This window comes from Burkholderia contaminans (assembly GCF_029633825.1).
Classification (GTDB): Bacteria; Pseudomonadota; Gammaproteobacteria; order Burkholderiales; family Burkholderiaceae; genus Burkholderia; species Burkholderia contaminans.
Genome location: NZ_CP090640.1, coordinates 3,666,647 through 3,679,253 on the forward strand (window position 1 = coordinate 3,666,647; position 12,607 = coordinate 3,679,253).

A 12,607-nucleotide genomic window follows, 5' to 3' on the forward strand; every position below is an offset into this window, starting at 1 on the left:
CCAATTACAAGTCTCATTATACGATGCGCAACCGGTCTCAAGCCGAACCGCGGGATGCCGCTGCCGCCCCGCTCGGCGCGCCGCCTTCCGATCTTCCCACACCGCTGCTCGGTGGTCTTACGCCGGCGCAATTCATGCGCGGCTACTGGCAGAAGAAGCCGCTCCTGATCCGCCAGGCGATCCCGGGCGTCGCGTCGCCGGTCTCGCGCGACGCGCTGTTCGAGCTCGCAGCGGACTATGACGCGGAATCGCGACTGATCACCCATTTTCGTAACAAGTGGCAACTGGAGCACGGCCCGTTCGAGCCCGGCTCGCTGCCGGCCGTCACGCGCAAGGCCTGGACCCTGCTCGTGCAGGGGCTCGACCTGCACGTCGATGCCGCGCGCGCACTGCTCGACCGCTTCCGCTTCATCCCCGACGCGCGTCTGGACGACCTGATGATCTCCTATGCGACGGATGGCGGCGGCGTCGGCCCGCACTTCGATTCGTATGACGTATTCCTGCTGCAGGTCGAAGGCCGGCGCCGCTGGCGCGTCGGTGCGCAGAAGGACCTGTCGCTGCAACCGGACGTGCCGCTGAAGATCCTCGAAAATTTCGAACCGAGCGACGAATGGGTGCTGGAACCCGGCGACATGCTCTACCTGCCGCCGCACATCGCGCACGATGGCGTTGCCGAAGGCGAATGCATGACCTGCTCGATCGGCTTCCGGGCCCCGTCCGCCGGCGAGCTGGGCGCCCAGTTCCTGTACTATCTCGCGGAGCGTGGCGGCCTGCGCGACGGTTGCGGCGACGATCTTTACCGCGATCCGAAACAGTCGGCCGTCGACACGCCCGCCCAGCTGCCTCCGGCGATGGTCGAGCGCGTTGCCGAGATCGTGGACGCGATCCGCTGGCGCAAGCGGGACGTCGCCGAATTCCTCGGCTGCTACCTGAGCGAGCCCAAGCCGAACGTCGTTTTCGACCCGCCCGCACGCCCGCTGTCCGAGGCCGCGTTCGTCACGCAAGCGTCACGCCGGGGCGTGTGTCTCGACAGAAGGGCCGCATTGATGTATAACGCGCGCTCGTACTTCATTAATGGTGAAGAAGGACCGCTCGAGCAGGCCAGCGAATGGCTGCCCGAACTGGCCAATCAACGCCAGATGGAGGCGAAACGGTTTGTAACACTATCCCGGGTTCCCTCGATGACAGCCTTGTTGCACGAGTGGTATCGTGCGGGCTGGATACGGGTCGGAAACCGGATTTAGTGTGAGTCGCCCCGTATGCCCGTACAGATCAAATTCTGTATGGGAAAGACAACGTATTGACCCCGCATTTGTCGACGGTCGATAGGAAAGTGCATATAATTTCCGCCCAAGCCGTAGGGAAGATTCACGCTCTAAGAAGTGCATCTCCACCAGCGGCCCAGGTCGGTGTTGGAGCACATTACCGGTATTGTTTCGCGCTGTTGCTTACCTTTAACCATAAAAGGACGTGATCATGAAGAAATCCCTCCTCGTAGCTTCCCTGTTGGCTGCTGTTGCACTGGCTGCTTGCAACAAGAGCGCTGATCAAGCTGCTTCGTCGGCTGCAAGCGACGCGGCTGCTGCTGCTTCGTCGGCTGCTTCGGCAGTTGCTGGTGCTGCGAGCGACGCTTCGGCTGCTGCTTCGTCGGCAACGGCTGCTGCGAGCGACGCTGCTGCTGCAGTGGCGTCGGCTGCTTCGGCAGCGACGGCTGCTCCGGCTTCGGGCGCAAGCCAGTAAGCCTCAGCGTCAGCTGAAAAAAAAACCGGCCCGAGGGCCGGTTTTTTTACGTCTGCCGTTTCTGCGTCTATCGCACGGCAGTCGCACCGGGCCGCCGCAGCGGCCCTGCCCCGCTCATCCGAGCGCCAGCCAGTCGAAGCCCGCGTCCTGCGTGGCCACGACCACGTCGTCTCCGCTCGTCCCCAGCACACCGCCAAACGCCTGGCGGACCAGTTCCGGCAGGTTGTTCTGTTGGCTCAGGTGCGCGGCGACCAGGTGCCGAAGGCGGCTGCGCTCAAGCGACGCAAGGATGTCCGCCGCCGCGTCGTTGCTCAGGTGGCCATGGTTGCCGCCGATGCGCGCCTTCAGCGACTGCGGATAGCGGCTCGCGGCCAGCATCGCGGTGTCGTGGTTGGATTCGAGCACCAGCGCGTCACAGCCGCTCAGTACGGCCGTGATGTGCGGCGTGGCCATCCCGACGTCCGTCAGCACGCCGAGCCGGCTGGCGCCGTCCATAAAGACGAACTGGAGCGGCTCACGCGCGTCGTGAGGGACCGTATAGGGCATCACGGCCAGATCGCGTATCGCGGCCGTCTCGTCACCCCACAGCACGTGGAGATCGACATCGGCCTCATCCGCGCCGACCGCGCGCGCGGTGCCCCAGCTCATGTAGAGCGGCAGCGATCCGCGGCGGGCAAGCGTCAGCGCACTGCCGACGTGGTCGCTGTGTTCGTGGGTAATGAGAATCGCATCGAGATCGCCGATGCAGAGATTCAGTCGGCCGAGCCGGCGCTCGACCTCCTTGGCGGAAAAGCCGCAGTCGAGCAGCACGCGGGTGGTCGTCGTGCCGCTCGAGGCCTCGACGACCAGCGCGTTGCCTTCGCTGCCGCTTCCGAGGCTGGAGAATCGCACGCGCTTAGTTCAACTGGGCGTGGAGCAGCGAAATGATCCGCTGTGCGTCCGACGAGTTATCGACCTGCCCGTTTGCGCCGACCACCGCAACCTGCGTACTGCCGTTGCCCTGTGCGCGCACGTTGACGAGGTACTCCTTGCCGGGCTTCGCTGCCGACGGACCGCCATAGAACAGCTTGCCGAACAGACCGTCGCGCTTGAGCTCTTCCATCGTGTTCGCATAGCGCACGGTGTACACACCCTTCTCGCGATCGCGATTGTCGACCGCGAAATTGGTGCGGTCGAGCGCCAGGCCGACACGCAGCCATGCGCGGTCGAACGACTCGGCCAGTTGCAGCGTCGCCCCGCCGCCGCTGGTGTCGCTGACCTGCGCGGGCGCCGTCGCGGGACGCGCATCGGTCAGCAACTGCTTCGCCTGCGCATCGGTCAGGCCGAACTTCTGCATCAGCTTCGACAGGAATACGGCTTCGAGCACCGGGTTGCGCGGACGCTCCTCCCAACGCGACGACGTGCCGCCCTGCGGGCCGACCATCATTTCTTCCATCGCGCTGTGCGTGATCGAGATATCGGTGTTGCCGTCCGACGTGCGGTTCACGAGCGTACGGAAGCGGTCCCGCGTGCCGGACGAGTACGCGAAATCGATGACCTTGCCGATCGTGCGGCGGAACCAGTCATCGGGAATGTTCGCGCGGTTTTCAGCCCAGTCGGTGGCCATGATGCCCGTCGACGGCGCATCGGTCTTCAGCGAGAAGCCGTTCTCCTGCCAGAACTCCTTCAGGATCGGCCACAGCTGCTCGGGCGTGCGGCCATCGACGACGAGCCAGCGGCGGTCGCCGTCGCGCTCGATGTGCATGCCGAGCGGATCCTGCGCGCTCGGGATGCCGTCGGTCGCGTTGCCGGCCTGCGTCGTGACCCGCGGCGGCAGCGTGCCGAGGCCGGCGTTGCTCGGCGGCGCGACGAACTGCTGCGTCGTCGGCACCGGCTTCAGGTCGCTCGGCACCGCGAGCGGCGGCGCGGAACCGGTGTTCTTGTAGTTGACCCGGTCAGGGGCCAGGTAGTCGTTCAGCGTATCGCAGCCGGCGAGCGCGCCCAGCGCCAGCGCCACCACCGACATCTGGATGGCGCGAGAGGAAAAGGCGAAACGTTTCATGAAATCCTTCGTCTTGCTAGAACGCTCGTCAGGAGCGGCGCCGGACGGAGCCGGCCGGTGCGGGTTGATCAGGGTTCGAGCCGGCGGCCGCAGGACGCGGCCGCCTCGGCATCAGGCGAGGACGCCGGCCTCGACGAGGGCCGAACGCACGGCTTCGTGGCAGCGCTCGTCGAGCGCCGTGAGCGGCAGCCGGATGCCGCCCTGCATCTTGCCCATCGCCTGCAGCGCCCACTTCACCGGAATCGGGTTCGCTTCGATGAACAGGTTCTTGTGCAGCGACAGCAGCTTCATGTGCAGCGCGCGAGCCGTCTGTACGTCACCGGCCAGCGCCGCGCGGCACAGGTCGCTCATTGCGCGCGGTGCGACGTTCGCCGTCACCGAGATGTTGCCGTGGCCGCCGAGCAGCATCAGTGCGATCGCGGTCGGATCGTCGCCGCTGTAGATCGCGAAATGCTTCGGGGCGGCCTTGATCAGGTGCGCGGCGCGATCGATGTTGCCGGTCGCTTCCTTCACACCGATGATGCCCGGGACTTCCGCGAGGCGCAGCGTCGTCTCGTGCGCCATGTCGGCGACCGTGCGGCCCGGCACGTTGTACAGGATCACCGGCAGGTCGACCGCTTCGGCGATCGTCTTGAAGTGACGGTAGATGCCTTCCTGCGTCGGCTTGTTGTAGTACGGCACGACCTGCAGCGTCGCGTCCGCGCCGACAGCCTTCGCGTGCTTCGTCAGCTCGATCGCCTCGGCGGTCGAGTTGCCGCCCGCGCCCGCGATGATCGGGATGCGTTTCGCCGCATGCTCGACCGCCGTGCGGATCATCAGGATGTGCTCTTCGACGTTGAGGGTTGCCGACTCGCCGCTCGTACCGACCACGACGAGCGCATCGGTGCCTTCCGCGATGTGCCAGTCGATCAGTTTGCGAAACGCCGGCAGGTCGAGACTGCCGTCTTCGAGCATCGGGGTGACGATCGCGGGGATGCTTCCGCGGATTTGAATGCCGTCTTGGGTGCCGTTAGCCATGAAACGCGATTGAGGTTATGTACCGGTAAACATTGAGATTGTAGCGGATTAGCCGGGCAGTTCGTAACGTGGAATTCCCGCCCCCGCCTTCGGGGTCGCGCCCTCGCGCACTGCGCAGAGACGCTGGACGAACGCCTCGCGCGGCGCGGCGACGAACCCGTCCTCGTACGCAACCACCCGCAGGCGGCCGTGCACGGCGTCCAGCAGCTCGCCCGGGGCGAGCAGGAACGCGGGGTTGGACGGTTTCCCGACCGTTTCGTTTCCTTGCGCGAAGGTTTCGTAGATCAGCACGCCGCCCGGCGCCACCGCATCGAGTAGATGGGGCCAGAGCGGACGATGCAGATAATTCGTGACAACCACCGCCGCAAACTGCTCGACGGCCGGCAACGGCCACGGCGCGCCTTCGAGATCGGCGTCACGGGCATCGACGCCCGGAATCGAACGCAATGCGGCCAGTGCGGCCGGGTCGCGCTCGACTGCGACGACCGGATGCCCGTGCGACGCGAACCAGCGCGCATGGCGGCCGCCGCCCGCCGCGACATCGAGCACCGCGCCGCGTGGCGACACGAGCCGCGACCATTGCGCAACCCAGCGCGACGGCTCGGCCTGGGCGACGTGGCCGCCCGCAGCGGCGATGACGGATGCGCTCATGCGGTCGATCAGTTGTACGACAGGCCCATCGCGTCACGCACGTCGCGCATCGTTTCCGTCGCGTACTTGCGCGCCTTGTCGCAACCATCCGCGACGATCGCGCGCAGCAGCGACGGATCGTCCATGTACTTCTGCGCACGCTCGAGCATCGGCTGCTGTTCGCGCAGGATGCCTTCGACGACCGGCTGCTTGCAGTCGAGGCAGCCGATGCCCGCCGAGCGGCAGCCTTTCTGCACCCAGTCGTGCGTGGCTTCGTCGGTATAGACCTGGTGCAGTTGCCACACCGGGCACTTGTCGGGATCGCCCGGATCGGTGCGGCGCACGCGCGCGGGATCGGTCGGCATCGTGCGGACCTTCTTCGTGATCGTCTCGGCGTCTTCACGCAGGCCGATCGTGTTGCCGTACGACTTGGACATCTTCTGCCCGTCGAGGCCCGGCATCCGCGATGCTTCGGTGAGCAGCGCCTGCGGCTCGACCAGGATGATCTTGCGCGCGCCTTCGAGATAGCCGAACAGGCGCTCGCGGTCGCTCATCGACAGGCTCTGCGATTCCTGCAGCATCGCGCGCGCCTGTTCGAGCGCCTCGTCGTCGCCCTCCTGCTGATACGCGTTGCGCAGCTCGTGATAAAGCTTCGCGCGCTTGCCGCCCAGCTTCTTCGCGGCATCGAGCGCCTTCTCCTCGAAGCCCGGCTCGCGACCGTACAGGTAGTTGAAGCGGCGCGCGATCTCGCGCGTCATCTCGACGTGCGGCACCTGGTCTTCACCGACCGGCACGAGCGAGCCGCGATACAGCAGGATGTCGGCCGCCATCAGCACCGGATAGCCGAGGAAGCCGTAGGTCGACAGGTCCTTGTCCTTCAGCTTCTCCATCTGCTCCTTGTAGGTCGGCACGCGTTCGAGCCAGCCGAGCGGCGTGCTCATGCCGAGCAGCAGCGCGAGTTCGGCGTGCTCGGGCACCTTGCTCTGGATGAACAGCGTGGCCTGCGCCGGATCGATGCCGGATGCGAGCCAGTCGATCAGCACGTCCCACACGTTCTTCTCGATGACCTCGGGAGTCTCGTAGTGCGTCGTCAGCGCATGCCAGTCGACGACGCAGAAGAAGCACGGGTACTCGGACTGCAGCTTCACCCAGTTTTTCAGCACGCCGTGGTAGTGACCGAGGTGCAGCGACCCGGTGGGTCGCATGCCGGAGAAAATACGTTCAGGGAACATGGTTGTCGTTAGAGAAGCGAGGCGAATGGGGACAGGATGGCGCTCAGGACGGCATAGCCGACGTTGACGAGCGGGCGCAGCCAGAAGTTCGTCAGCACGCCCGTCGCGACCAGCACGAGGACGATGATGAAACCGTAGGGCTCGATGCGCGACAGCGCGATCGATTGCTTCGTCGGCAGCAGCGCCGCCAGGATGCGGCCGCCGTCGAGCGGCGGCAGCGGAAACAGGTTCAGCACGCCGAGCACGAGGTTCGCGCTGACGCCGGCAAACGCCATCCGCGTGAAGAACGGCTCGTCGATGCCGACGGCGGGCAGCACGAGGGTCAGCACACCCCAGATCAGCGCCTGCACGAAGTTGCAGGCCGGGCCCGCGAGCGATACCCACAGGCTGCCCCAGCGCGGATCGCGCAGGTTGCCGAACGACACCGGCACCGGCTTCGCATAGCCGAACAGGAATGCGCCGCCAGTCAGGAAATACATCGCGAGCGGGATCGCGATCGTGCCGAGCGGATCGATGTGGCGCATCGGGTTGAATGACACGCGCCCCATCATGTAGGCGGTGTTGTCGCCGAGCAGGCGGGCGGCGTAGCCATGCGCGGCCTCGTGCAACGTGATCGCGAAGATCACGGGCAGCGCGTAGACGGCGATGGTCTGTATCAGGGAAGCATCCATATCGCGTTATTGTAACAAGCGCACTCGCGCAAAAAATGGAACGGCGCGCTTACGCGGCCGAGAGTCCGAACGGTTCGAGCGCGCCGCGCCCCGCACGCACGAGCTCGGGCTCGTCGCCGGTCAGGTCGATCACCGTCGACGGCTCGCGCGGGCACGCACCACCGTCGATCACGAGGTCGACCTGCTTCTCGAGCCGCTCGCGGATTTCTTCGGGATCGTTGAGCGGCTCGTCGTCCGGCGGCAGGATCAGTGTCGTGCCGAGCAGCGGCTGGCCGAGCGATTCGAGCAACGCGAGCGTGATGGCATGATCGGGCACGCGCAGCCCGATCGTCTTGCGCGACGGGTGCGACAGCCGGCGCGGCACTTCCTTCGTCGCCTGCAGGATGAAGACGTACGGGCCCGGCGTCACCGACTTGATCTGCCGGTACTGGCGGTTGTCGACCATCGCGAAGTTGGCGAGCTCCGACAGGTCGCGCACGAGCAGCGACAGGTGCTGCTTCTCGTCGAGGCCGCGAATCCGGCGCACGCGCTCGACCGCGTCCTTGTCGTCGAGATGGCATGCGAGCGCATAGCTCGAATCGGTCGGCATCGCGATCACGCCGCCCTTGCTGACGATTTCCACGGCCTGCTTGATCAGGCGCGGCTGCGGATTATCCGGGTGAATCCTGAAGAACTGGGACATGGGGGTCGTAAAGGGGAAGAAATCGGATGCGCGCGGCCGGCAGCAACGCAGGTGGCAGGCCGCCGCCCGGTGTCAGAGCCAGCGTTCCCAGACCGGTGTCAGGCCCGGCGGCAACGGCGGCAGGCTGCCGAGCTCGACACGGCCCTCGCCTGGCGCATGGAAATCCGAGCCGCGCGACGCTTCGAAGCCGAAGCGGCGTGCGACGTCCGCATATTCGCGGTACTGGTCGGGGGTGTGGCTGCCCGTGACGACCTCGATCGCGCGGCCGCCCAGATCGATGAACTCGCCGAAGAACGCGTCGAATTCGACGGGCGTGTAGCGGTAGCGGCCCGGATGCGCGACGATGGCTTCGCCGCCGGCGGCCCGAATCCACGCGACGGCGTCGGGCAGCGTCGCCCAGCGGTGCGGGACGAACCCGGGCTTGTCGTCGCCGAGCAGCCGATCGAACACATCGGACGTCGACGTCGCGTGGCCGTTTTCGACGAGGAAGCGGGCGAAGTGCGTGCGCGAGATCAGGTCCGGATTCGACACGTACTTCAACGCACCTTCGTACGCGCCGGGAATGCCGAGCGTGGCGAGCTGCTCGCCGATCGCCACCGCGCGCGCCGCGCGGCCGTGGCGCGTGCGGTACAGGCCGTCGACCAGCACCTGGTTCGCGGGATCGACATTCAGGCCGACGATGTGCACGGTGCGCGACGCCCACGTGACCGAAATCTCGACGCCGCTCAGGTAGCGCATGCCGAGCGCTTCCGCTTCGCTGCGCGCCGCTGCCTGGCCGCCGATCTCGTCGTGGTCGGTCAACGCCCACAGGGTCACGCCGCCGGCATGAGCGCGGCGCGCGACGTCGGCAGGCGGCAGCAACCCGTCGGAAACATTCGAATGGCAGTGGAGATCGGCGTTCATTGTCGGCATGGCAGGTAAGGCTTCATTCTACTGCAACGCGGCAATGCGCCGCCCGCGCGCCCCGCCGCTGCCGCCGCGCGCTTACGCGCAGAACGCCTCGATCAGCGCCGCAATCTGCTCGGGCTGGTCGTGATGGACCATGTGGCCCGCATCCTCGACGAGCTTCTCGCGCCAGTCGGGGAACGCGTTGAAGCGCGCCTTGAATTCCGGCAGCGGAATGTCGCCGGCGATGTGTGCCAGCGTCGGCGAATTGACGGCTTCGACGTGCAGCACCTTCGCGCGCACCTGCGCCCAGGTGGCCATCACTTCGTCGAGCCGGTACAGCTGCGGGCCAGGCATCTTGTGCGCAGGGTCGGCCAGCAGGTGGTACAGGCCGTCGTCGCCGCGCTTCGACCAGTGCGCGGCAAGGAACGCCGCACGGCGCGGGTCAAGCCGCGGATTGGTCTTGGTCAGGCGCGCCGCCACGTCGTCGAGGGACGCATAAGGGCGCAGCACGGGCGGTTCGCGCAGTTCGTCCAGCCAGCCGCGCAGCCGGCGCGGCGCCTGCTCGGCCCGCGCCGGCGCCAGCCCGAAACCCTCGAGATCGACCACGCGCCGCACTCGCTCCGGCCGCACGCCGGCATACAGGCACACGACGTTCGCGCCCATGCTGTGCCCGACCAGGTTGACTTCACCGGCCGGCGCATAGTGGTCGACGAGCGCATCGAGGTCGCCCAGGTACTCGTGGAACCAGTAATGGCCGCCGCCCTGCCGCGCGACGGGCCAGTCGGACAGCCCGAAACCTCGCGCATCGGGCGCGATCACCTGCCAGTCGCCCGCGAGCGCATCGACGACGAACTGGAACGACGCCGCGACGTCCATCCAGCCGTGCAGCATGAACAGCGTCGGCGCATCGGGCCGGCCCCAGCGCCGAACGTGCAGCTGGACGCCGCGCACCGCGACGAAATCCGAAACAGAACTCGATGCACTCATTGCAGCCGCCAGAAAAAAGAATGATCGTTCGATTATAGCGGCGACGCCTGCTTTCCGGCGTCCGGCAATCGAGGTGCTGCTCTAGCGGCGCGCGTACGCCAGGAACCGTCGGGAAGCGTCATGTCCCGGGCACGCGGGACGGCAGGCGGCAGTCGAAGCGCGGCCGAACGCGAGCCGGCTAGCGTGGCGCGCCGCCCTCCGCCACGTCCTGCGCGGCCAGTTCGTCGAGTTCGGCCTGCTCGAATCCGGCATCGCGGCGCGCATCGAAATTGAACGGGCCGCGCAGCCGCGGCGCGTGGTATTGCTCGGCGAGCAGCCGGTAAGTCGGCACGGGATCGCGGCCGGCTTCGTCGCACAGATGCCGGAACCAGCGGTTGCCGATCGCGACGTGGCCGATTTCGTCGCGCAGGATCACGTCGAGAATCGCGGCCGACGCGTCGTCACCCGCCTGCACGAGCCGCGCGCGAATCGGCGGCGACGCGTCGAGCCCGCGGGCCTCGAGCGTGCGCGGCACGAGCGCCATGCGCGCCAGCACGTCGCCCTTGGTCCGCTCGCACATCTCCCACAGACCGTTGTGCGCGGGAAAATCGCCGTACGCATGCCCGAATGCCGCCAGGCGGTCGGACAGCAGCGTGAAGTGATAGGCCTCCTCGGCCGCGACCTTCAGCCAGTCCGCGTAGAACGGGGCGGGCAGGCCCGCGAAGCGCCAGACCGCGTCGAGCGCCAGGTTGATCGCATTGAACTCGATATGGGCAAGCGCGTGCAGCAGCACGGCGCGCCCTTCCGGCGAACGCATGCTGCGCCGCTCGAGCTGGCGCGGTTCGACGAGCGGCGGGCGCGCCGGACGCCCGGGCAGATCGGCCGATTCGGGCAATTCGAGCGACGGCGCGATCGCCGCCTGCCCGGCCAGCAGCGCGTCATAGAGCGCACGCACCTGGGCGGCCTTGGCCGCGGGTTCGGCGTCACGCAGCGCCTCGAGCGCGGCGCGGCGCACGCAGGCCGACGCATTGCCGAAAGAAGAAGACTCCATGCTCATAAACGGGGACACCCTGCGTGCGCATCGCGGGAGCGCACGCACGCGACGGTTTACAATAGGCGATTGTTGCGCGGCACATGCGCATGCGCCGGGCAAACCAGACGCGCCATTCTACCGGCGCCCTTCATCGAAGAGACAAGGAGACTCCGTGACGATCTACAAGCTGGGCGATACGGCCCCGACGATCCACGAAAGCGTATTCGTCGCCGATACGGCGGCCATCATCGGCAAGGTCGTGCTCGAGGAGAACGCGAGCGTCTGGTTCGGCGCGACGATTCGCGGCGACAACGAGACGATCACCGTCGGTGCAGGCAGCAACGTCCAGGAAGGCGCGGTTTTGCACACGGACCCTGGCTTTCCGCTGACGATTGCCGAAAACGTGACGATCGGGCACCAGGCCATGCTGCACGGCTGCACGATCGGCGAAGGTTCGCTGGTCGGTATCCAGGCGGTGGTCTTGAATGGAGCGGTCATCGGCCGCAACTGTCTGGTTGGTGCCGGCGCGGTCGTGACGGAAGGCAAGGCGTTCCCGGACAACTCGCTGATTCTCGGCGCACCGGCGAAAGTCGTGCGCGAGCTGTCGGCGGAAGACATTGCGCGGCTGCGCACGAACGCGAAGACGTACGTCGAGCGGCGTGCGCATTTCAAGGAGCAACTCGTGCGGATCGGGTGATTCGCACGGATTTCAAGGAAGAAGAGTGAGCGACCAGTTACAGAAATTCATGTTCAATGCGGCGCCCGTGCGCGGCGAGATCGTTTCGCTGCGCAATACGTGGCAGGAAGTGCTCGCCCGCCGCGACTACCCTGCCCCCGTGCGCACGGTGCTCGGCGAGATGATGGCCGCGTGCGCGCTGCTCTCCGCGAACCTGAAATTCAACGGCACCCTGATCATGCAGATCTTCGGCGACGGGCCTGTCCAGATGCTGGTCGTCCAGTGCGGCTCGGATCTGTCGATGCGGGCCACCGCGAAGTTCGCCGGCGACTCCGCCCAGACGATCGGCGACGACACGCGCTTCGCGTCGCTCGTCAACGCGAGCGGCCACGGCCGCTGCGTGATCACGCTCGATCCGGCCGACAAGCTGCCCGGCCAGCAGCCGTACCAGGGCATCGTGCCGCTGAACGGTGTCGACGGCCCGCTTGAATCCGTCTCGCAGGTGCTCGAGCATTACATGCATCACTCGGAACAGCTCGACACGCGGATGTGGCTCGCGGCCGATCGCGACCGCGCGGTGGGCATGCTGCTGCAGAAGCTGCCGGGCGACGGCGGCATCGTGCCGCGTAACGCCGAAACCGATACCGATACGTGGGAGCGCGTGTGCACGCTCGGCGGCACGCTGTCCGCCCAGGAACTGCTCGAGGTCGAACCGGAGGTCGTGTTCCGCCGGCTGTTCTGGCAGGAAAACGTGCAGCACTTCGAACCGGCCGGCACGCGTTTCCAGTGCTCGTGCTCGCGCGAGAAGGTCGGCGCGATGCTGCGCATGCTCGGCCGTGAAGAAGTCGATAGCGTGATCGTCGAGCGCGGCCATGTCGAGATTCATTGCGAGTTCTGCAACCAGCGCTATGAATTCGATCCGGTCGACGTCGCGCAGCTGTTCGCGGCACCCGGCGTCGAGACGGGCATCGCGCCCGCGACCGAGCAGCGTCACTGATCAGTGGCCCGATGCCCGTCGTCCGGGCATGGGC

At 66.8% G+C, this 12,607-nt stretch carries 14 protein-coding genes and 1 pseudogene; 5 read left to right on the plus strand and 10 right to left on the minus strand.

Features of this window, described 5'->3' with window-relative positions; all coding sequences use genetic code 11:
- The first annotated feature begins 23 nt into the window (after positions 1-23).
- From LXE91_RS17085 to LXE91_RS17090, 3 genes and pseudogenes are all read left to right on the plus strand, one after another.
- Positions 24-1,244 (plus strand): cupin domain-containing protein, encoded by a 1,221-nt coding sequence (locus LXE91_RS17085; protein ID WP_039364716.1) that lies wholly within the window; start codon positions 24-26, stop codon positions 1,242-1,244.
- Between the two features lie 56 nt (positions 1,245-1,300).
- A pseudogene (locus LXE91_RS43675) lies at positions 1,301-1,547 on the plus strand (hypothetical protein).
- The gene (locus tag LXE91_RS17090; RefSeq protein WP_021162672.1) at positions 1,477-1,740 is read left to right on the plus strand and encodes a hypothetical protein; all 264 of its coding nucleotides are present in this window, start codon (positions 1,477-1,479) and stop codon (positions 1,738-1,740) included. The pseudogene LXE91_RS43675 and the gene LXE91_RS17090 overlap by 71 nt, the downstream one beginning before the upstream one ends.
- A gap of 114 nt (positions 1,741-1,854) precedes the next feature.
- Here LXE91_RS17090 and LXE91_RS17095 read toward each other — a convergent pair whose 3' ends face one another.
- The 10 genes from LXE91_RS17095 to LXE91_RS17140 all read right to left on the minus strand — a co-directional run bounded on the left by LXE91_RS17095 (position 1,855) and on the right by LXE91_RS17140 (position 10,924).
- A complete protein-coding gene (locus LXE91_RS17095; RefSeq protein WP_039364717.1) occupies positions 1,855-2,631 on the minus strand; it encodes an MBL fold metallo-hydrolase in 777 nt (258 codons plus the stop codon).
- Between the two features lie 4 nt (positions 2,632-2,635).
- Positions 2,636-3,781, minus strand: coding sequence for an outer membrane protein assembly factor BamC (gene bamC / locus LXE91_RS17100; protein ID WP_039364718.1), 1,146 nt, complete (start codon positions 3,779-3,781; stop codon positions 2,636-2,638).
- A gap of 111 nt (positions 3,782-3,892) precedes the next feature.
- Positions 3,893-4,798, minus strand: a complete 906-nt coding sequence (gene dapA, locus LXE91_RS17105) for a 4-hydroxy-tetrahydrodipicolinate synthase (RefSeq protein WP_039364719.1) — start codon at positions 4,796-4,798, stop codon at positions 3,893-3,895.
- 48 nt (positions 4,799-4,846) lie between these two features.
- A complete protein-coding gene (locus tag LXE91_RS17110) occupies positions 4,847-5,449 on the minus strand; it encodes a class I SAM-dependent methyltransferase (protein WP_039364720.1) in 603 nt (200 codons plus the stop codon).
- An 8-nt stretch (positions 5,450-5,457) separates the two neighbouring features.
- Positions 5,458-6,660 carry a tryptophan--tRNA ligase gene (locus tag LXE91_RS17115; protein ID WP_011352534.1) on the minus strand — a complete coding sequence of 401 codons (1,203 nt, stop codon included), beginning with the start codon at positions 6,658-6,660 and terminating at the stop codon, positions 5,458-5,460.
- A gap of 8 nt (positions 6,661-6,668) precedes the next feature.
- Positions 6,669-7,331 carry a site-2 protease family protein gene (locus LXE91_RS17120; protein WP_039364721.1) on the minus strand — a complete coding sequence of 221 codons (663 nt, stop codon included), beginning with the start codon at positions 7,329-7,331 and terminating at the stop codon, positions 6,669-6,671.
- A gap of 49 nt (positions 7,332-7,380) precedes the next feature.
- On the minus strand, positions 7,381-8,013 hold the full coding sequence (locus tag LXE91_RS17125; RefSeq protein WP_039364722.1) for an L-threonylcarbamoyladenylate synthase: 633 nt from the start codon (positions 8,011-8,013) through the stop codon (positions 7,381-7,383).
- 72 nt (positions 8,014-8,085) lie between these two features.
- Positions 8,086-8,916, minus strand: coding sequence for a 3',5'-nucleoside bisphosphate phosphatase (locus LXE91_RS17130; RefSeq protein ID WP_039364724.1), 831 nt, complete (start codon positions 8,914-8,916; stop codon positions 8,086-8,088).
- An 81-nt stretch (positions 8,917-8,997) separates the two neighbouring features.
- Entirely contained in the window at positions 8,998-9,888 is an 891-nt protein-coding gene (locus tag LXE91_RS17135) for an alpha/beta fold hydrolase (protein WP_039364726.1), read from the minus strand.
- A gap of 178 nt (positions 9,889-10,066) precedes the next feature.
- Positions 10,067-10,924, minus strand: a complete 858-nt coding sequence (locus LXE91_RS17140) for a ferritin-like domain-containing protein (protein ID WP_039364727.1) — start codon at positions 10,922-10,924, stop codon at positions 10,067-10,069.
- Between the two features lie 148 nt (positions 10,925-11,072).
- On the opposite strand from LXE91_RS17140, the gene LXE91_RS17145 reads away from it, so the two are divergent.
- Both LXE91_RS17145 and hslO read left to right on the plus strand, forming a co-directional pair.
- Entirely contained in the window at positions 11,073-11,597 is a 525-nt protein-coding gene (locus LXE91_RS17145) for a gamma carbonic anhydrase family protein (protein ID WP_039364730.1), read from the plus strand.
- Positions 11,598-11,622: 25 nt separating this feature from the next.
- The gene (gene hslO / locus LXE91_RS17150; RefSeq protein WP_039364732.1) at positions 11,623-12,573 is read left to right on the plus strand and encodes an Hsp33 family molecular chaperone HslO; all 951 of its coding nucleotides are present in this window, start codon (positions 11,623-11,625) and stop codon (positions 12,571-12,573) included.
- Positions 12,574-12,607 lie beyond the last annotated feature (34 nt).